This window comes from Ensifer sp. LC11 (assembly GCF_001695835.1).
Taxonomy (GTDB): domain Bacteria; phylum Pseudomonadota; class Alphaproteobacteria; order Rhizobiales; family Rhizobiaceae; genus Ensifer.
The window spans coordinates 75,481-94,830 of record NZ_MBSO01000013.1 but is presented as its reverse complement, the minus strand read 5'-3'; the positions used below and the strand labels follow the sequence as shown (position 1 = coordinate 94,830).

Genomic DNA, 19,350 nt, shown 5'->3' with positions numbered 1-19,350 from the left:
GTAACGATCAATACATAAATCGCTTGACAACAAACAGCAAGTCGTTTCTCCATATATGTATTGACCACTACAAATATGGAGAACCCAGTGACGAGTCTGAAAGATAAGGTGGCCCTGGTGACAGGCGGCAGCCGCGGCATCGGCGCGGCAATCGCAAAACGGCTGGCAGCCGACGGCGCAACGGTGGCTGTGACCTACAGCCAGTCGAAGGCGAAGGCCGAGGCACTTGTGGCGGAGATCACCAGGGATGGCGGCAGAGCGCTGGCACTCCAGGCGGACAACCGGAATCCGGGGGCGGTCGAAGCCGCCGTCAAAACGGTTGCCGAAAAACACGGCCGCATCGACATCCTCGTCAACAATGCCGGCGTCTTCGATGCCGGAACGGTGACGGAGGTGACTGCGGAGGATTTCGACCGGACGATCGACGTCAACGTCAAAGCCGTGTTTCTAGCGACGCGCGCTGCCGCCGCCCACATGCCGGAAGGCGGGCGCGTCATCTCGATCGGCAGCAACCTTGCCGCACGCGTTCCCTGGCCTGGCATGAGTCTCTATGTGCTGAGCAAGAGCGCTCTGGTGGGATTTAGCAAGGCGGTGGCGCGCGACCTCGGGTCAAAGGGCATCACCGTGAATGTCGTCCACCCCGGCTCGACAGATACGGACATGAACCCCGCCGACGGTGATCACGCCGGTCCCCAACGCGGGTTGATGGCGATCCCGCGCTTCAATGAGGCAAGCGACGTGGCAGGCCTCGTCGCCTGGCTCGCCGGCCCCGACAGCCGCAGCGTCACCGGCGCCGAATTCACCATCGACGGCGGCACCAACGCCTGACCCTGAAACAGAAATGCGGAAAGGCCGGGAGCGTGGCTTCCGGCCCTCTCATCGGCAAAATCCAGTTTCCCATATCTGCCTGCTTCAGGCCAGGAAGCGCCCCGGGCGATACGGCGCGATGTCGATGACCGTCTTTTCTCCGGTCATGGCCTCGGCCAGCGCCCGGCCGGTCACCGGCCCGAGCGTCATGCCGTGATGTGCATGGCCAAAGGCAAACCACAGGCCCTCGTGACGGGGGGCCCTACCGATAACCGGCATCATGTCCGGCGTGCAGGGGCGCGCGCCCATCCATGGCTCTTCATCGCGGCGTTCGGCGAGCGGGAAGAATTCGCGCGCCACCCGCTCGGCCCGCGTCAACTGCACCGGCGTCTTCGGTGCATCGCGCCAGGCAAACTCCGCTCCGGTCGTCAAACGGATGCCGCGCAGCATCGGCGCCAGGAAATAGCCCTTCTCGGCATCGAGCACCCAGTTGTTGAGCTGCGCCCCCTCCTGCGTGCCGTAGTGCATATGGTAGCCGCGCTTCACCGCGAGCGGGATATGATAGCCGAGCTTGCGGGTGACCGTGTCGGCCCAGGGGCCGAGCGCCACGACGACTTCGCGGGTCTCCAGCGGCCCCTCAGGGGTTGCAACACGCCAGCCGGGGCCCTCAAGAATATGTTCGGTTGTCGCCGCATCGCCGGAAACAAGGCGCCCACCCAGCGACTGGAAATAGGAGAGATAGGCCTTGTTGAGGCTGTGCGGGTCGCGGATCGACCAGGGATCGCTCCAGCGCAATCCGCCGACGAGATCGGCCTTGATCGACGGCTCGATCGTCTTCAGTTCGCTTGTTGAGAGCTTCTGGTGGTTGACACCGAAACCAGCCGAGAGCTTTTCCGCCTCCTTAAAGGCGGCGTCCCGTTGCTTTTCGGTGCGGAACACCTTCATCCATCCGTCCTTGCGGATGAGATCGCCAGCGCCGGACGCCTCGATCAGATCCTGGTGTTCGCTAATCGAATGCTCGATCAGCGGCGCGTACAGATGGGCGATGCGCTGGTGCTGGGTAAAGCCCGAGTGCCACCAGTAGCGCGCCAGGAACGGCACCAGGCCCGGCAGGGCACGGACGTGATAATGGGCGTCGATGGTGTTGTTCAGCGCATAACGGAAGAGCGCGCCGAAGTCATGCGGGAAGCCGTACGGAAACACGCCCTCGCGCTGGATCAGGCCCGCATTGCCGTAGGAGGTTTCCTCCCCGGCGCCGCGACGATCGAGCAGGACCACCGACTTTCCGCGTCGTGCCAGATGGATGGCGGCGGAAATGCCGACGATGCCGGCGCCCAGAACCACTACGTCAGTCTTCATTTTGCAGACCCCGTTAGGCAATCACGACGAACCGCGGCTTCGCTGAAGGAAGCCACGACACCAGCATCATTTCTTCTTCAGCGCGTTCATGATCTGCTCGAGGAGGGTGATCCGCTCAACGAGCAGTTCCAGCGATTTCATAATGTTCGGTATCCCAAGGCGAAAACGACGGTTGCGGCATCAATAGCCAAGCGGACCTGCAAGGGCAAGCAGACGATCCGCCGACAATACGCAACAAGGGCGACGCCGGCGCCGCCCTTCTCGAATGCGTTGCAATTCTCTCCCAGGATTTGTTCAGCCTCGACGGACCAGGCCGGCGACGAGCGAGACCACCAGGAAGATGAGGAAGAGGAAGAAAAGGATCTGCGCGATACCAGCGGACGTACCCGCGATCCCGCCGAAACCAAGTACACCCGCTATGATTGCCACAACGAGGAAGACAAGCGCATAGTATAACATAGCAATTCTCCTTGCCTGCATTACTGCAATGCAAACGCCAAAACTATCTCTTTGTTCCAGAAAACCGGACAAGATCCATACATCAGAGCTTTCGGATCCAACGACATTAACCATTCACTTACCATCCTAGACAAAAGAGTCCCAAAACGAGACGCTTTGCGCCAGAAACGCCCGGAACCTTCGCAATGCTCTGACGTTCTCCACCCATGGAACACGCAGGGTCGAAATGAAGATGCCGGTAGCACATATTTGGAAAACGGCGGTTGAGGCTGGTCGCAAGAAGGCAAGCCGTCCTGATGAAAATCTTCACATCGGAAAGACGATGCGCGATCTGTACACCCGAGACGGTGAAGAACAGAGCGCCAAGCTTGAGCGTCTTCTTGAAAAGCTTCGCCGGCGCGAGTCGATGGCGAAGAAGAAGTAGTTCGATCCCGCTTTGAAGCGAAGGCCGCCACGGCCTATGCCGGGCGGCTCTTGTTTTTCCCCGTTTTTACGCGTTGCTTGTTCTTACACATTGCTCATGGGGCGGGAAGCAGCGGCCCGCCTGCCAAAACCGCTCTAGCTGCGGGACATCCATTCATCGATCTGGCGTTCCGCCTCATCGCGGGCGATTCCGTATCGCGCTTGAATCCGCCCGGCGAGTTCTTCTCGGCGACCATCGATGACATCGAGGTCATCATTGGTCAGCTTGCCCCATTGAGCCTGGATCTTACCCTTCAATTCGTGCCATCTGCCTTCAACGATATCCCAGTTCATGCCTTAGCCTTTCAGTTGGTGCGGTCGCCCAAGCAGCAACCCGTGAACTCAATTGCGAGCCTTCGCACGGTCGTGGCGCGCGGCGACGGCGTAGCTGCCATCGTCAACCCTAACGTCGACCCGGAGCTGACCGCGCGGCGTGACCTGCCACTCGATAGTCGCGTCTTCCACGAACAGGGCGGGATCGACTTCTGCGCAGGCGCCATAGGCGCGCTTGAAGGTCTCTGCCGTCGCCTCTATCGCCGGGGCCAGCAGTTCGCGGCACTCTTCTACCGTTTCGAAAGCCACTGTCGGCGCCGGCACTTCGCGGCAGGCCTCTGTCGTCTGCATGCAGCCGACCAGGACCATGATCGCGGCAATGTGTTCCATTCGCATGCTCCCTACCGTCAAACGTGAACGGAAAACGGCCATGCACGATCTCCGGTTCCGCAAACGGACATCAAATATTTCCTGGAACTTTCGTGCGCGCGGTGCGTTTGTGCCGCTTTTTGCGCCCGAACAACTCCCGCCGGGAACGCGGACTGGACCGCGGAGCGGCTAGAGAGCGCCGGGCGCTGATCTCGATGCGCAACCATCACGGCCGCGCCCTACCTGATCCAATGATGGAACAAAACGCGCCGGTTCTCGTTTTCGCAACGATAACAAGTGCTGCGACCGCGGCGGAGCGATGGAGGACAGACTGGCCAGGCAGGGAGACACCGCTAAGGCGCCGCGCATCTCAGATGCGCAAAGGTCGCTGCAGCACTTTGACCTTCCGCATGTTTTTGTCCTTAAGTCGTCAACGGCTGAAGGAAACATGCAGGTGGGCTCGCCCATCGCGAGCGGGGCAAAGATCGTTAAGGTAACATCGAAGCCGGACGAAACGGCGCGGTACCGGGAACGGAAGACGCCTCATTGTCGTCATTCTCATCATCATCAGTCCCGGCAAATCGATTTCCGACAAATTGATTCTCAGTTCAACAAAGCAACCCTCTGATAGGAACGCGTCATGAAGAAGATACTTATCGTAGCAAGCCTGATCCTCCCCCTCGCCGCGTGCACGCAAACGGAGAAAGGCGCAGCGATCGGCGCAACTGGCGGCGCCATCATCGGCGGTGCAGCCACGGGCAACGTCAGGGGTGCAGCCGTGGGCGCAGCGATCGGCGGCGTTGCCGGTGCGCTGATCGGCAATGCCAATGAGCCGGGCCGCTGCATCTATCGCGACCGTTACGGCCGCCGCTACGAAGCGGCCTGCTGATCACAGCGCAAAGGCACGAAGAAACGGGCTGACGCCCGTTTCTTTCCCTTAAACTGGAACCCGTCCAATCGGCGCACCTTCGGGCGCGGCCTCCGCCTCATCCAGCTTTTGAAGTAGATCGATAAACAGTTCGGGAATGGGTTCCTGCTCCAGAGCCTGATAGAGCGCCTTCAATCTGGCACCGAGCGACCCACGCAGATCAAGCGTGTCGGCGGCACCCCCGGTCGGCCCATCCGGCCCATCGTTTTTTCCGCTCTCTTCGCCCATGGTTCGCCCCACCGCCCGTGTCATCGCTTTCGGTTTTCCATTGCCCGCCAAACCGGAGGGCACACCGCTTCGAACATTTCCCGGATTTGCTCTAAGCCGAAAAACGTGTTCAAAACATCCACCTATTCCGCCGCGTGTCCCCTATCCTCAGAAAAACGAATCGCCTTGCACTTAAGGAAGTTGTTGATGTCACTTTCGACCCGGATTGCGCCACACTTGCCGTTCCTGCGCCGCTACGCCCGCGCCGTCACCGGATCGCAGGCCGCAGGCGACGGATATGTGGCCGCCGTTCTCGAAGCGCTGATCGAAGACATCAGCCTCTTTCCGGAAACAGCCAACGACCGCATCGGCCTCTACAAGCTGTTCTGCACGCAATTTGAGAAGATATCGATCGACCGGACGGAAAACACATCGCCGTTCGCCTGGGAACAGCAGGCGGCCGCCAACCTCTCGTTGATTGCACCGTCACCGCGGCAGGCCTTTCTGCTCGTGTCGGTCGAAGGGTTTTCGATCGCCGATGCAGCGGAGATCATGAGCCTCAGCCAGGGCGAGTTTTCAAAGCTTCTGACGATCGCCTCCGAGGATATCTCACGGCAGGTCGCAACCGACGTCCTGATCATCGAAGACGAACCATTGATCGCGCTCGACATCGAAGACATGGTGACCAGCCTCGGCCACCGGGTCACAGGCATTGCGCGCACCCACGACGAAGCGCTCGACCTCTACCGCAAAACCTCTCCGAAGATGGTGCTTGCCGACATCCAGCTTGCCGATGGCAGTTCCGGTATCGATGCGGTCAACGAGATCCTCAGGCAAGCTGCCGTGCCGGTGATCTTCATCACCGCCTTCCCCGAGCGGCTGCTCACCGGCAAGCGGCCGGAACCAGCCTTCCTCGTGACCAAGCCGTTCAATCCGGACATGGTGAAGGCGCTGATCAGCCAGGCGCTGTTCTTCGACGAACACGCCCGCTCGGCTCGGCGCTGATCTTTTCCCGTGGGGGCGTTCAGCCAGGCAGCTGCCGCTCCGGCGGGTGCTCACGGATTTCTTCGACGATTGCGAGGACGATGAGAGAAAGCGGTAGCGCCAGCATGGCGCCGACCGCGCCCCACATCCATGTCCAGAAGACGATCGCAATGAACACAAGGAACGGGTTGACCTCGAGCTCGTTGCCGAGGATGGCCGGAATTGCGAGATTTTCCATGGCGAGGTGAACGATGAAGAAAGCCACGGCCGGCGCCACCCCCAGCCACAAGACCTCATGTGTCATCAGCCCCGCCGCGAGCAGGCTCAGCGTCATCACCGTCACGCCGAGATAGGGAATGAAACTCGAGACGAAGGCAAACAGTCCCCAGAGCGGCGGCATGGCGAGGCCACCGACGAGCGCGATGACCATCGTCATGGTTCCAAGCGCCAGATAGATCAGACTGGCGATGGAGAAATAGCGCGCGAGCGCATCTTCAATGGCATTCATGATGCGGATGGCGCTGAGGCGCCGCTCGCGACTGGCAAAGGCGAGAATGATGGCCTTGCGCAGTTGCAGCCGGCCGAGCAGAAACAAACCGAGCGCTGCCAGAAAAATCAAAGTCTGCACGAGGGCCGGTGTCAGTCCCGCGGCGGTGGCAGCGAGCATCGGGCCGGCGTTCTTCATAACGGTATCGGCAATCGCATCGTTACCTACGCTCCGGGCAACCGCCAGCCGTAACCATTCAAACCGGTCGATAAAGGGCATGATGCGCGCCACGACGCCTTCGGCAAGCTTCGGCGCTTCGGAAGCGAGTGCCGTCAACGGGCCGAGCAGCGCGTTGACAAGGAAGGACAGACCGATCACGAAAATCATCGCCAGCAGCAGGCCGCCGAAGATCGGCGGCAAACCATAGCGCGCCAGCGCGTCAGCGGTGCGCCCGAGGACGATACCGACAACGATCGCGAAGGTGATGGGCAGCAGGATCGTCTCCAGGGTGTAGATGGCAGCGGACGCGGCAATGACGAAGAGGCCGACGATGCTCCAGGCGACCATCAGGTCGATGCCATCACGCTTCGGCGCCGTCGACGGCGCTGCGGTCGCGACCGCAGCCTCCTCCTCGACGAGGCGTCTTGTGCGTCTGTAGTCGTGCGAAGAACCGACACGCCGCAAGGTTTCCACGATCATGCCTCGCTGTTCTTCTGGCACGGGCGCGCGAGCGGCGTCTGGTCTTCCGGCCAGGACATCGGACTGCCCGGCCGCACGCTTCGCCTCAGATTGAGGCTCGCCGGCTGGATCGCGCACGATCAATGACGTTCCGGTGGAAAGACATGCAAGGTCAGCGAGAGCAGACCGAGGCCGAGAATGATGATGAGCAAGGTGTTGGCGACACCTGCGGCGGTGTGCGGAATGAGACCGAAAGCGATCAGGACGCCCGCTAAGAGAAGGACACAGACCCGTGGCAGCCAGTAGAGCATCGACAGTCCTCCCGGTTGGCCCGTATTTTTGGCCAGTTTCTTGGTTCGGACGATAAACGTGCGGGCTCGCCGATTGGTTCCCTGCACGACCCAAACGGCGCCACGAAAAACGCCGCCGGACACCAGGTCCGACGGCGCTGAAACAAGATACGGGAAAGCCCGAACCGCCGGTCTTAGGCTGCAGCGGCGACGACAATCACTTCGACGAGATATTCCGGGGTCGCGAGCTTGGCTTCGCCGGTGGCGCGGGCCGGTGTGTTGCCCTGCGGAACCCAGGCGTCCCAGACCGAGTTCATCTTCGGGAAGTCGGCCATGTCGGCGAGCCAGATGGTGGCCGAGAGGATGCGGGTCTTGTCGGTGCCGGCGAGCGCCAGAAGACGGTCGACTTCGGCAAGCGCCTGCTTCGTCTGCGTCACGACATCATCACCGGCGTTGCCGACCTGGCCGGCGAGGTAAACGGTGTTGTTGTAGACCACGGCCTGGCTCATACGGGGGCCGGTTTCGAAACGCTTGATTTCCATGAACGTGTTCCTGAGGTTGGGCCGAACAGGTCAGTCCGGCCGAAAAAGCGGCTGCCCGCCGCCCAAAGGCGAGAAGTGAAGGCGGCGCGACACCTCTACACGATCGTGCCCTTGAGTCAAAGAAGCCGGGAACGATGTCCCGGCTTCCTGTTTCATTCGCGATCAACCCGCAGCGGTTCAGGCCGCCTGCTTCTTGGCAAGGCGCGCCTTGATGCTCTCAACGTCGGCACGCGGCGTCGCGGCAAACAGCGTCTTGGTGTAGCTGTGCTTCGGGTCGGCGAAGACCTCGTCGCGGCTGCCATATTCGACCGCCTCGCCGAAATACATCACCATGACGTCGTCGGCGATGTAGCGCACGACCGAAAGGTCATGGCTGATGAAGACGTAGGTCAGCTTGAGCTCATCCTGCAGGTCGGCGAGCAGGTTCAGCACCTGTGCCTGAACCGACAGGTCGAGCGCCGAGACCGGTTCGTCCAGCACCAGGAGCTTCGGGTTGAGCATCAACGCGCGCGCAATGGCGATACGCTGGCGCTGGCCGCCGGAGAACATGTGCGGGTAGCGGTTGAAGTGCAGCTCGGTGAGACCGACCTTCTTCAGCATCGTCATTGCCCGATCGCGACGCTCGTCGGCCGGCGTGTCGGTGTTGATGACCAGCGGCTCCATCAGGATGTCGCCGATCTTCTGGCGCGGGTTGAGCGAGCCATAGGGGTTCTGGAAGACGATCTGCACCTTGCGGCGCATCTCCGCCGTCATGTCGCCCTTCGCGATGTCGATCTTCTTGCCTTCGATCAAGAGCTCGCCCGAGGTTGCCGGGTCGATCAGGGTGAGGATGCGGCCGAGCGTGGACTTGCCGCAGCCGCTTTCACCGACGATCGCCAGCGTCTTGCCCTGTTCGACGCTGAAGCTCACGCCTTTCAGCGCATGAACCGTCTTTGCCTTTTTGATGAGGCCGCCAGGGATGTGGTAGTCGCGCACCAGATTGCGCGCTTCGAGGATCACGCTCATTGGGCCGCTCCTTCATCGACGAAGAGTTCGGAGATCGTCGGCAGACGATCACCTGTTGCGTTGTCGGGAAGAGCTGCGAGAAGCGCCCGCGTGTAGTTGCTCTTCGGATTTTCAAAGAGCGTCAGCACGTCGGCCTCTTCCATCTTGCGGCCCTTGTACTGCACGACGACGCGGTCGGCCGTTTCCGCAACCACGCCCATGTTGTGGGTGATCATGATCAGACCCATCTTGTGCTCGGCCTGCAGCTTCATCAACAGGTCGAGAATCTGCTTCTGGATCGTCACGTCGAGTGCTGTCGTCGGCTCGTCAGCAATGAGCAGCTTCGGATTGCAGGCGATGGCGATCGCGATCATCACGCGCTGGCACTGGCCGCCCGACATCTGGTGCGGGTAGTGGCCGAGCCGCTCGGCCGGATCCGGAATGCCGACCGCCTCGAACAGTTCGATCGCCCGTTTGCGGCGCCCGGCCTTGTCGAGACCCATGTGGATGCGCAGCACTTCCTCAATCTGGAAGCCGACGGTGAAGCACGGATTGAGGCTGGCGATCGGCTCCTGGAAGATCATGGCAATATCCTTGCCGACGATCTTGCGCCGTTCGTTCGCCGACATGCCGAGCAGGTCGCGGCCGTTGAAGGTGAGCTTGTCGGCCGTCACTTTTGCCGTCCAGGGCAGAAGTCCCATGGCCGCCAGCATCGACACGGACTTGCCCGAGCCGGACTCGCCGACGATCGCCAGCACTTCGCGTTCATGCACCTTCATCGACACGCCGTTGACGGCACGGAAGGGACCGGAAGCCGTCTGGAATTCGACGACCAGGTTTTCGATTTCGAGAAGCGCCATGATCAGGACCTCTTCAGCTTGGGATCAAGCGCATCGCGCAGGCCGTCACCCATCAGGTTGATCGCGAGCACCGTGATCAGGATCGCGATACCCGGGAGCGTGACCACCCACCAGTGGCTGCTGATGAACTCGCGTGCTTCGGCAAGCATCGTGCCCCATTCCGGTGTCGGCGGCTGGGCGCCCATGCCGAGGAAGCCGAGGGCGGCCGCATCGAGAATGGCGCTCGAGAAAGACAGCGTCGCCTGGACGATCAGCGGCGCCATACAGTTGGGCAGGATCGTCTTGAACATCAGTCGACCATGACCGGCACCGGCAACCTTGGCGGCAACCACATAGTCACGGGTCTTTTCGCTCATGACGGCAGCACGCGTCAGGCGCACGAAGTGCGGCTGGAAGACGAGTGCGATCGCGATCATGGCGTTGACAAGGCCCGGGCCGAGGACAGCCACCAGCACCAGGGCCAGCAGCAGCGACGGGAAGGCGAGGATGATGTCCATGACGCGCATGATGACGGTATCGACCCAGCCACGGAAGTAGCCGGCGATAACGCCGAGCGCGATGCCGCCGACGAGCGACAGCGTCGTGACGATGACACCGACGAACAGCGAGAAGCGCGTGCCGTAGATCAGGCGGGAGAGCATGTCGCGGCCGACGGCATCGGTGCCGAGCAGATATCCGGCGCGGCCGCCCTCCTGCCAGACCGGCGGAACCAGGACCGCATCGCGGTATTGTGCCACCGGATCATGCGGCGCGATCCACGGCGCAAAGACCGCAAGCAGAACGAGGAACAGGAAGAACACGAGGCCGATGACGGCGCCTCGGTTCTCGGAGAAGTAATACCAGAATTCGGCCAGACGCGCCCGGCGGGACGGATCGGTCGAAACGGTGCTTGTTGCAGCAGCTTGAGACATGACGCCCTCCTTAGTGCCGGATGCGCGGATTGATGAGACCATAGAGCAGGTCGACGATGAGGTTGACCAGCATGATCACCGCAGCGATGACCAGAAGGCCGCCCTGGATCACGGCGTAGTCGCGACGCGACACCGAATCCACCATCCACTTGCCGATGCCCGGCCAGGAGAAGATCGTTTCGGTGAGGATCGCGCCGGCGAGCATGACGCCCACCTGCAGGCCGATGGTGGTGACCACCGGAATCATCGCGTTGCGCAGCGCATGGACGCCGACGACCCGGAAGGTCGAAAGCCCCTTGGCACGCGCCGTGCGCACGTAGTCTTCGGAGAGAACCTCAAGCATCGCCGAGCGCGTCTGGCGCGCAATGACCGCGAGCGGAATGGTCCCAAGCACGATCGTCGGCAGGATCAGGTGGCTGACCGCCGACTTGAAGGCACCGGCCTGACCTGAAAGCAGCGAGTCAACAAGCATGAAGCCGGTGACCGGCGGGAAGAAGTACATCAGCGAGATGCGGCCGGAGACCGGCGTCCACTGCAGCATGCCGGAGACCAGCATGATGAGCAGCAGGCCCCACCAGAAGATCGGCATGGAGAAGCCGACGAGTGCCGTCCCCATCATCGCCTGGTCGACGGCAGAGCCGCGCTTGATCGCGGCGATCACGCCCGCCGGAATGCCGAGGATGACGGCAAACAGGATCGCGCAGAGCGACAGCTCGACGGTTGCCGGGAACAGTTCGAAGAACTGGTCGATGACCGGCTTCTTGGTCACGATCGAGGTGCCGAAATCACCCTGAAGCACACCCCAGAGGTAGTCCAGGTACTGGACCACGATCGGCCGGTCGAAACCGAGCGCATGTGAAATTTCAGCATGTCGCTCCGGCGACATGACGCGCTCGCCCGAAAGCAGCGCAACCGGATCGCCCGGAAGCAGGCGGATGAAGGAGAAGGCGATGATGGAGACGCCGACGAAGGTCGGTATCAGGACAGCCAATCGCCCCAAGAGAAATCGGAACATGTTAAACCCCGCGCCATGTTGCCGCGGCATTGTATCCCGCCGCTGGCACCACTGCATGCCTTCCCATTAACGGCGAAGCATGCAGCAAGTCGAAATGCCACAGCGACCGTTTGCGCTCCAGGTGGAACTCGGGTCGCTATAGTGGATGCAAAGAGGGGCGCTTGCCCTTGGCAAACGCCCCCTTAAGGATCAGTTAACTAAATTACTCGGTGATGTCCACGCCGTCGAAGGCAAAATCGCCGAGCGGGCTCTGAACGAAGCCTTCAACGTTCTTGCGCATCGGTACGACCGAGAGCGAGTGGTCGATGGTGGCCCACGGCGCTTCGCGCTTGAAGACGACCTGCGCCTCTTCGTAGAGCTTGGTGCGCTCTGCTGGGTCAGAGGTTTCCTTCGCCTTCTTCACGAGGGCGTCGAATTCCTGGTTGCACCACTGGGCGCGGTTGTTGCCGCCGACAGCGTTGCAGCCGAGAAGCGTGTCGAGGAAGTTGTCCGGGTCACCGTTGTCGCCGGTCCAGCCGAGGATGACGGCACCGTCACGATCCTTGGCCTTGGACTTGTCGAGGTACTCGGCCCATTCGTAGGAGACGATCTCGACCTTGACGCCGACCTTGGCGAAGTCCGACTGCATCAGCTCGGCTGCACGGCGGGCGTTCAGCATGTACGGACGCGATACCGGCATCGCCCAGAGCTTCATCGACAGGTCCTTGACGCCTGCGTCCTCAAGCATCTTCTTGGCGACTTCGGGCTCGTAGGTGTCGTCTTCGATCTTGTCGTTGTAGGACCACATCGTCGGCGGGATCGGGTTGACGGCCGGCTGGGCTGCGCCCTGGAAGACGGCATCGACAATCGCCTGCTTGTTGATCGCCTTGTTCAGCGCCTTACGGACTTCCGGCTTGTCGAACGGAGCCTGGGTGGTGTTGTAGGCGAGGTAGGAGACGTTGAGGCCGGCCTGTTCCATGACCTTCAGGTTCGGGTCTGCCTTCATCTTTTCAACGTCGGCAGCATTCGGGAACGGCATCAGGTGGCATTCGCCAGCCTGGAGCTTCTGGAAGCGAACCGAAGCGTCAGAAGTGATCGCGAAGACGAGGTCGTCGATCTTCTGCTTGCCACCCCAGTAGTCCGGGTTTGCCTTGTAGCGGATGACCGCGTCCTGCTGGTAGGCGACGAAAGCGAACGGACCGGTGCCGAGCGGCATCTGGTTCATCTGCTCCATCTTGCCGTCAGCCTGCAGCTTGTCGGCGTATTCCTTCGACAGGATCGAAGCGAAGGGCATCGCGATGTTGGCGAGGAACGGCGCTTCCTTGCGCGTCAGGGTGAACTTGACCGTCAGGTCGTCAACCTTCTCGACCGACTTGATGACTTCCGGGAAGCCCATGCCGGCAGCGTATTCCCACGAAGCGCCAGCGATGTACTTGTTCCACGGATTGTCGGCCTTCAGCTGACGCTCATAGGAGAACACCACGTCGTCTGCATTGAAGTCACGCGACGGCGTAAAGAACTCGGTGGTCTGGAACTTGACGCCCGAACGCAGCTTGAAGGTGTAAACCAGGCCGTCGTCGGAAATCGTCCAGCTCTCAGCAAGACCCGGCTCGACTTCCGTCGTGCCCTTCTTGAACTCGAGAAGGCGGTTGTAGACCGTGTGCGCAGCCGCGTCGAACGTCGTGCCGGCGGTATACAGGCCCGGGTCAAAACCCTCAGGCGAACCTTCCGAGCAATAGACGAACGTCTTCGACCAGGCAGAGCCGGCCATCAGCGTGGCAAGCGCCGTCGCTGCAAACAGAGTAGTGAGCTTTTTCATGAGCTTTGCTTCCCAGATTTGTTTTTGTTCTCGTGTTTTCCTGACGCGGAATGCCGTTGCCCCCCGGTCAAGGCCGGATGGAACGACATTTGGCGTCGCATTGCAATAAGTCGCCGCAGAAATTTGTCTATGCGAAAAATTCGTCCGCAGGTAGAGCCGGGATATCTGTCCACTATTTTAGAATCGACTGACAAACTGGCACCGCGCGACGGGCGCGAACCCGGTTTCCGGGCCGTTTCTGCAGGCCTGCTGCAACCCAGCGCCGCCCTTCCCTGGTGGTCGCCATGCACCGGGAGCGGCGCACCCTATTCTAGCGCGAACAGCCATCCGGCGAAACAGCGGCGCCTTCCCGGCCCGGCACGATCATGCGCTACAAGAGGGCGATTCGATCGTCGCCGCCTTCCGTCAATCCCAAGATAGTATGGTAGAAATTTCCAACACGATTGTGCAATAAAATGTACACAAATCTCGGGGGAGACAATCGACGTGCCAAAATGTCCTTGGGAGGGACTGACAGCCGCCTCTTGCGGCGCCTCATTTTTCGGCGGGTCTGCCGAGGGACGGGCATGACGCTCGCTGTCGGCCGCCACGCACTTTGCCGATTGATCGCTGCTGCGCGCGGGCTAGACTGCCGCACGACGACAAGGGGATAGCCATTCCGTGGCGGCTTTGCTGGAAAATCACAGGCGGTACGATCTTCGCGACGAACTCGAGAAAGCGCTCAATCGCGTCGACTTCTTCCGCATATTCCATACGATGGCATTGCGCTTCGGTTTCAGCCATTTCGGCATTCTCCAACTCGGCAGCGAGAACGACGCCTGCATGCTGTCCTCCCGGCTGGCGTTGCACGACCTGCCGTCGGGGCTTGCCGAGGAGTACGACAAGCGCCATCGCTTCGGTGACAGCCTGTTTTACAAGACACTGCACAGATCGGCGATTTCGTCGGTCTGGCGGTCTGAAGATCCGAACTGCGATCCCGGCCAGAACCTGCTCGTGCAGCTCGGCTTCGAGCTGCTGGTCAGCGTACCGGTGCACGCTGCTGCCACGGGCGCCCGCTACGCCGTGCTCTTTCTCGGCGACGGCGAGGATATCGGCCGTGCAGAACATATCGGGCTTGCCTACGACGCTATCTGCGCCTTCGACTATTTTTACCGGGTCGCGCTGGCCAACAAGGCCGGCATGGGGCTCACGCCAAGGGAAACCGAAATTCTCAAATGGATCTCGCACGGCAAGACGGCGAGCGAGATTGCCCTCATCGTCTCCGTGTCTGAGCACACGGTGAATTCCCACACGGCAACGATCCTGAAAAAGCTCGACGTCGTCAACCGCACCCAGATGGTGGCGAAGGCGATCCGAGAGCAGATCATACAATGACAGCCGATGCGCAGCTTTGCTTTACGAGAGCCGCGCCCAACGAACAGGACGCTCGCAATCAGCAAGAGTATCGGTCATGACGCGAAAAGCCCACATTCTGCTCGTTGACGACGATCCGGCGGAAAACCTGATCCTGCGCGCGCTGATCCGCAAGGTCAGCAACGTCGACATCCAGCTGCATTACTGCCAGACGATGGAAAGTGCGCTGGAGTTCCTGCGTTCCGGGGAGCCGGTGTCTATGATCCTGCTCGACAACCGCCTCAAGCCACAGGCCGATTTTCGCGAGACCGTCCCCGCGCTCAGACACCATGGCTATATCGGACCAATCGGGGTGATCTCGGCGTCGCTTACCGACCCCTATTTTCAGAATCTGGAAGAATACGGTGCCGATTTTCGCATCGACAAGGCCGAAATCGACCCGACAGCAATCGACTTCATCTTGCGGGAGTATCTGCCGCCAGAGTAAACGCGGCGGCAGTCAATTCTTCCAATGTCACGCCGCCGTGGTCTGCGGACGCTTGGGCTCTTCGAGGCCGAGCAGGAAGTTGATCTGCGGACGCGCCTTGACGAGGTCGTCGATCGTGTAGCCCTGGAGCACCTCGAAGAAGGCGTTCAGCGCCTTGCGCAGTGCCGAGTTGAGGCCACAACTGTCGACGAGCGGGCATTCGATCTCACCCGCCTCGAAGCATTCCGCCATCGCGAAACTGTCTTCCGTGACCTTGACGACATCATACAGCGTAATGGCCGATGCGGGCTTCGGCAGACGCACGCCGCCGTTGCGGCCGCGGACGGTCTCCACGAGGCCGGCCTTGGTCAAGGGCTGCAAAATCTTGAACAGAAACAACTCGGAGACGCCGTAGGCCCTGGCGATCTCGGGAATGCGGCTGAGCTTTTCGCCATTGGCAGCGCAATACATCAACATGCGAACGGCGTAGTTCGTTTGTTTCGTCAGACGCATCATTCACTCCGGCATCGAGAGGTTCACGAACTCATCATATAGGACGGATCATAGTTTGGAACAATTCCAAAAAGCTCCAAAAGTCACTTCTTCTTGAGTGTTTACGGTTTCCCGATTGACTGTTTGCCATGCCGCGGTCAAGAAAGATGAGCATTTTTGTTAACTTAGCTCAACTGAGAAAATGGAGGAAGCGATGTCCGTTTCAAGAGCAGCAATGGGCGTTTTGTCCCTGACGGCAACCCTCTTTGCCACGACCGCCGCCTGGGCAGACGGTGAAGTCAACATCTACTCCTACAGGCAGCCCGACCTGATCAAGCCGCTGCTCGACGCTTTCACCAAGGAAACCGGCATCACCACCAATGTGCTCTTCCTCGACAAGGGCCTCGTCGAACGCATCCAGGCCGAAGGCGCCAATTCACCCGCCGACGTGATCCTGACCGTCGACATCAGCCGCCTGACCGAGGCGAAGGATGCCGGCGTCACCCAGCCTGTGGCCAACGAGACGATCAACAAGGACATTCCGGCGCATTTCCGTGATCCTGAAGGCAACTGGTTCGGCCTGACCACCCGCGGCCGCGTCGTTTATGCCTCCAAGGACCGCGTCGCCCAGGACGACATCACCTATGAAGAGCTCGCCGATCCCAAGTGGAAGGGCAAGATCTGCACCCGCGACGGCCAGCACTCCTACAACATCGGCCTGTTCGCCTCGATGATCGCCCACCATGGTGAAGCCGAGGCCGAAAAGTGGCTGACCGGGCTCAAGAACAATCTCGCCAAGAAGCCCGACGGTGGCGACCGCGACCAGGCCAAGGCGATCCTCGCCGGCGAATGCGACCTCGCGCTCGGCAACACCTACTATGTCGGTCTGATGCTGACCAACGAGAAAGAGCCGGAACAGAAGGATTGGGCTGCCGCCATCAAGGTGCTCTTCCCGAACGCCAAAGACCGCGGCACGCACGTCAACATCTCGGGCATGGCGCTCGCCAAGAACGCCCCGAACAAGGACAATGCGCTGAAGCTGATGGAATTCCTGTCGGAAGGCGAAGCCCAGAAGATCTATGCCGAACAGGTGTTCGAATATCCTGTTCTGCCAGGCGCCGAACCGTCTGACGTCGTCAAGTCCTTCGGCACGATCAAGCCGGACGAACTGCCGCTCGCCGACATCGCAGCGAACCGCAAGAAGGCTTCGGAACTGGTCGACAAGGTCGGCTACAACGACGGCCCGCAGGACTGATCGCAAGTCGGATTGCACCATGCGAACAGCGGGCCAGCGGCCCGCTGTTTTCGTTTGAGGTACGAGGCGCGGCAAGCGCCGCAGCTCATTGGGCCTTGGCGCGCACTTCGGCGGCATAGTCGAGGATCGCCTTGCGCCGCTCCGGCGTGCCGGGATGGGTCGACAGAATGCTGGTGTCGAGGTGATCATCGAGCTTTTCCTCGAGCACGTCGAAAAAGCGGGCGATCGCCGTCGGATCCCTGCCCGCCTTCTGCATCAGCTCGACCGAGTGCCTGTCGGCAGCGCTTTCGGCACCGCGCGAATAGGAGAGCGAAAGAAGGCCCGCGCCCTGCACCAGCAGATCTTCCGTACCCGAACCGACGTCGCCGCCGATCATCATGATGAGACCGGCAATGCCTGCGGCGCGATAGATCTGTCGCAGGCTGTGCTCGAGATCGACGTGGCCGATCTCGTGCGCCAGCACGCCGACGATCATTTCGGTATCGTCGCCGGCAAGCTCGACGAGCTCGTCCGTGACGACCAGCGTGCCATCCGGAAGCGCAAAGGCGTTGGGCCCGGCCACGCCGCCCTTGCGGAAGTTGAGGGTGTAGCCGGCGTCGCCACGACTCGAAAGGGCAGCAATCGCCTTGAAGCCTTCTCGGATGTTGTCCTGTCGCTCCGAGGTCAGCTGCGTTTTGTCAAAGAGCATACGGTCCATCGTTTCAATCGTGCTCGCCGACATGATTTTCGGCACGATCGGCGGGGTAACGAGCACCGCGACTTCGACGAGAGCAGGGACGGCGTAGCGATAAATGGCAATGCCGCAAAGCACCGTCGCGGCAACGACAGCGATGAGACGCGGGTGGAAGCGTTCCAGCTCGTTTATGAAACCGGACCTGCCCTTGCCTTTCAGGAAACGATCGACCGCATCATTGTCGGCGCTTTCAAACAGCGAACCGTCCGGAAACGCGACGCGACGAGGAATGGCACCGACACGCGGCGATATCTCGATAGCGGCAAGGTCCGCGCACGCCAGCGCGCCACCTGCCTCGTCGCGTGCAACGATGTTTGCACCATCGTCGACAAGCCTTGACGGCACCGACCGGCTGGAGCCGGCCGGGTGCCATTCGCCGATCGCGATCAGTCTGTCCTCAGAAGCCAATGTCGAAGCCTTCGATATCCATGAACTCGGCACCGACGGCGGAGCCCTGCGCTTCAATACGGTCAAATATTTCGCCGACATTGCCGTTGAACCGTACCGCCGTGTGGTCGTTGACGTAACGCGCGACGCGCACCGCCGCCCAGGGACGCATCAGGCCAAGCGTCAAAATGGTGACCACGAAGCCTGAAATGACGACCCAGGCGTAGTCACTGCGCGACATATTGCTCAATAGCCTGTGCTTGCGATCAAAGATCGTCGCAGACCAGGCGGCGTTGCGGATCCCTGCGCGATAAAACAATCCGATTGCGGTAAAGAGCGCAGCGCCGACAAGGTAGGTGAGAATGCCGAACACGTAGGAACCGAACTGGAGCCTCGGCATTTGGCCAAGACCAGTGCCGGGCGCAACGACAAGCGTTGATAAGGTGAGGGACGCGAAGAAGAAGAATACCAGCAGCCCCACGACCACCATGACGGCAACGAGAGCCCAGGTCTTGTAGAGGTCCGCGAGGCGTGGCTCGGTCACAAATGCCCGGTCGCCGTAGCGCATGTTGCTGCCGATGTAACGCCAGGCCCAACGGCTGGCGAGCGGCGCCAGGATACCGAACGAGATCACCGCGACGACTGGTCCGACGATGAAGGCGAGAAAGGCGCCGCCGGCGCGGCCGACAAAATCGAAGCGTACGTTGCGGTAGCTCGTCACCCGGGCGCTGAAACGCAAGCCGCGAGCGACCAGAAAGGGCACAAAGACCAGCAGCAGCAGGCCGAGGATGATGCCGACGACCGGAACGAAAATCAGCATGACGTTGTAGAGGATCAAGTAGCCGAGGACGATCAGCCGACCGATCAGGATCTGCCCGCCGGTGGCGTGGTATTCAAAGGCACGCCCGAGCAGCACCGTGTTGCCGTAGAAGTACCGGTTGCGCCGGACCTTCGCCCACGCCGAATAGACGCCGAGCGTCACGATCGTCAGAAACGCGTTGACGATCCAGATGCCGAAGTACTCCTTGCCGCTGCCGGTGAATGAAAGCCGATGGAAATCGCTTGAAGCGTCTTGTGCCGGCGCAGCCGGAAACGACGTGGCGTCTGTAGCCACCATGACGAGTCTCCCCAACCCATCACCCTGCGACTTCCGGTCGAACGGCCAGAGCCGCGTGTGTGAAAGCCCTAACTGACAAGGATCGCCCGGATGGTTCCCCTCGAACCGGTGCGCCCAAGGGCTGTTCCGGACAC

The 19,350-nt window shown here is 61.0% G+C and carries 23 protein-coding genes; 7 read left to right on the top strand and 16 right to left on the bottom strand.

Annotated elements, in window-relative coordinates; translation table 11 throughout:
- Positions 1-87 precede the first annotated feature (87 nt).
- Positions 88-828, top strand: coding sequence for a 3-oxoacyl-ACP reductase family protein (locus BBX50_RS11885; RefSeq protein WP_244515120.1), 741 nt, complete (start codon positions 88-90; stop codon positions 826-828).
- 84 nt (positions 829-912) lie between these two features.
- On the opposite strand, the gene BBX50_RS11880 is transcribed toward BBX50_RS11885, so the two are convergent.
- Positions 913-2,166 (bottom strand): FAD-binding oxidoreductase, encoded by a 1,254-nt coding sequence (locus BBX50_RS11880; protein WP_065775530.1) that lies wholly within the window; start codon positions 2,164-2,166, stop codon positions 913-915.
- 294 nt (positions 2,167-2,460) lie between these two features.
- Positions 2,461-2,625 carry a DUF1328 domain-containing protein gene (locus BBX50_RS11875; protein ID WP_065775529.1) on the bottom strand — a complete coding sequence of 55 codons (165 nt, stop codon included), beginning with the start codon at positions 2,623-2,625 and terminating at the stop codon, positions 2,461-2,463.
- Between the two features lie 226 nt (positions 2,626-2,851).
- Between BBX50_RS11875 and BBX50_RS11870 the strand changes: the two genes are divergently transcribed.
- Positions 2,852-3,049: a hypothetical protein gene (locus BBX50_RS11870; RefSeq protein WP_065775528.1), complete on the top strand. Its 198-nt coding sequence runs from the start codon at positions 2,852-2,854 to the stop codon at positions 3,047-3,049.
- Between the two features lie 134 nt (positions 3,050-3,183).
- Here BBX50_RS11870 and BBX50_RS11865 read toward each other — a convergent pair whose 3' ends face one another.
- On the bottom strand, positions 3,184-3,381 hold the full coding sequence (locus BBX50_RS11865) for a CsbD family protein (RefSeq protein WP_065775527.1): 198 nt from the start codon (positions 3,379-3,381) through the stop codon (positions 3,184-3,186).
- 48 nt (positions 3,382-3,429) lie between these two features.
- Positions 3,430-3,750 (bottom strand): hypothetical protein, encoded by a 321-nt coding sequence (locus BBX50_RS11860; RefSeq protein WP_065775526.1) that lies wholly within the window; start codon positions 3,748-3,750, stop codon positions 3,430-3,432.
- A 619-nt stretch (positions 3,751-4,369) separates the two neighbouring features.
- Here BBX50_RS11860 and BBX50_RS11850 point away from each other — a divergent pair.
- Positions 4,370-4,618 (top strand): glycine zipper domain-containing protein, encoded by a 249-nt coding sequence (locus BBX50_RS11850; RefSeq protein ID WP_065775524.1) that lies wholly within the window; start codon positions 4,370-4,372, stop codon positions 4,616-4,618.
- Between the two features lie 48 nt (positions 4,619-4,666).
- Here the strand turns inward: BBX50_RS11850 and BBX50_RS11845 are convergent, their stop codons facing one another.
- Positions 4,667-4,885 (bottom strand): NepR family anti-sigma factor, encoded by a 219-nt coding sequence (locus BBX50_RS11845; RefSeq protein ID WP_065775578.1) that lies wholly within the window; start codon positions 4,883-4,885, stop codon positions 4,667-4,669.
- A gap of 186 nt (positions 4,886-5,071) precedes the next feature.
- Between BBX50_RS11845 and BBX50_RS11840 the strand changes: the two genes are divergently transcribed.
- Positions 5,072-5,869, top strand: a complete 798-nt coding sequence (locus BBX50_RS11840; RefSeq protein WP_065775523.1) for a response regulator — start codon at positions 5,072-5,074, stop codon at positions 5,867-5,869.
- A gap of 19 nt (positions 5,870-5,888) precedes the next feature.
- Here BBX50_RS11840 and BBX50_RS11835 read toward each other — a convergent pair whose 3' ends face one another.
- The 8 genes from BBX50_RS11835 to BBX50_RS11805 form a co-directional block, all read right to left on the bottom strand.
- Complete coding sequence (locus BBX50_RS11835; protein ID WP_065775522.1) at positions 5,889-7,034, bottom strand: AI-2E family transporter; 1,146 nt, start codon at positions 7,032-7,034, stop codon at positions 5,889-5,891.
- 119 nt (positions 7,035-7,153) lie between these two features.
- Positions 7,154-7,324 carry a hypothetical protein gene (locus BBX50_RS30470; RefSeq protein WP_201723459.1) on the bottom strand — a complete coding sequence of 57 codons (171 nt, stop codon included), beginning with the start codon at positions 7,322-7,324 and terminating at the stop codon, positions 7,154-7,156.
- A gap of 173 nt (positions 7,325-7,497) precedes the next feature.
- On the bottom strand, positions 7,498-7,845 hold the full coding sequence (locus BBX50_RS11830; RefSeq protein ID WP_065775521.1) for a RidA family protein: 348 nt from the start codon (positions 7,843-7,845) through the stop codon (positions 7,498-7,500).
- Between the two features lie 177 nt (positions 7,846-8,022).
- Positions 8,023-8,850 (bottom strand): dipeptide ABC transporter ATP-binding protein, encoded by an 828-nt coding sequence (locus BBX50_RS11825; RefSeq protein ID WP_065775520.1) that lies wholly within the window; start codon positions 8,848-8,850, stop codon positions 8,023-8,025.
- On the bottom strand, positions 8,847-9,689 hold the full coding sequence (locus BBX50_RS11820; RefSeq protein ID WP_083213593.1) for an ABC transporter ATP-binding protein: 843 nt from the start codon (positions 9,687-9,689) through the stop codon (positions 8,847-8,849). Before BBX50_RS11820 ends, BBX50_RS11825 begins: the two co-directional genes overlap by 4 nt.
- Before the next feature lie 2 nt (positions 9,690-9,691).
- Complete coding sequence (locus BBX50_RS11815; protein ID WP_065775519.1) at positions 9,692-10,600, bottom strand: ABC transporter permease subunit; 909 nt, start codon at positions 10,598-10,600, stop codon at positions 9,692-9,694.
- A 10-nt stretch (positions 10,601-10,610) separates the two neighbouring features.
- Positions 10,611-11,615 carry an ABC transporter permease subunit gene (locus BBX50_RS11810; RefSeq protein ID WP_065775518.1) on the bottom strand — a complete coding sequence of 335 codons (1,005 nt, stop codon included), beginning with the start codon at positions 11,613-11,615 and terminating at the stop codon, positions 10,611-10,613.
- A 202-nt stretch (positions 11,616-11,817) separates the two neighbouring features.
- Positions 11,818-13,413: an ABC transporter substrate-binding protein gene (locus tag BBX50_RS11805; protein ID WP_065775517.1), complete on the bottom strand. Its 1,596-nt coding sequence runs from the start codon at positions 13,411-13,413 to the stop codon at positions 11,818-11,820.
- 660 nt (positions 13,414-14,073) lie between these two features.
- Here BBX50_RS11805 and BBX50_RS11800 point away from each other — a divergent pair.
- Complete coding sequence (locus BBX50_RS11800; RefSeq protein ID WP_065775516.1) at positions 14,074-14,787, top strand: helix-turn-helix transcriptional regulator; 714 nt, start codon at positions 14,074-14,076, stop codon at positions 14,785-14,787.
- A gap of 76 nt (positions 14,788-14,863) precedes the next feature.
- Positions 14,864-15,253 carry a response regulator gene (locus tag BBX50_RS11795; RefSeq protein WP_065775515.1) on the top strand — a complete coding sequence of 130 codons (390 nt, stop codon included), beginning with the start codon at positions 14,864-14,866 and terminating at the stop codon, positions 15,251-15,253.
- A gap of 27 nt (positions 15,254-15,280) precedes the next feature.
- Here the strand turns inward: BBX50_RS11795 and rirA are convergent, their stop codons facing one another.
- A complete protein-coding gene (rirA, locus tag BBX50_RS11790) occupies positions 15,281-15,745 on the bottom strand; it encodes an iron-responsive transcriptional regulator RirA (RefSeq protein WP_065775514.1) in 465 nt (154 codons plus the stop codon).
- 193 nt (positions 15,746-15,938) lie between these two features.
- On the opposite strand from rirA, the gene BBX50_RS11785 reads away from it, so the two are divergent.
- A complete protein-coding gene (locus BBX50_RS11785; RefSeq protein ID WP_065775513.1) occupies positions 15,939-16,979 on the top strand; it encodes a Fe(3+) ABC transporter substrate-binding protein in 1,041 nt (346 codons plus the stop codon).
- An 85-nt stretch (positions 16,980-17,064) separates the two neighbouring features.
- Here the strand turns inward: BBX50_RS11785 and BBX50_RS11780 are convergent, their stop codons facing one another.
- Both BBX50_RS11780 and BBX50_RS11775 read right to left on the bottom strand, forming a co-directional pair.
- Positions 17,065-18,120 (bottom strand): M48 family metallopeptidase, encoded by a 1,056-nt coding sequence (locus tag BBX50_RS11780; RefSeq protein WP_065775512.1) that lies wholly within the window; start codon positions 18,118-18,120, stop codon positions 17,065-17,067.
- Entirely contained in the window at positions 18,110-19,216 is a 1,107-nt protein-coding gene (locus BBX50_RS11775) for a DUF898 family protein (RefSeq protein ID WP_065775511.1), read from the bottom strand. The genes BBX50_RS11780 and BBX50_RS11775 overlap by 11 nt, the downstream gene beginning before the upstream one ends.
- Positions 19,217-19,350: the final 134 nt, after the last annotated feature.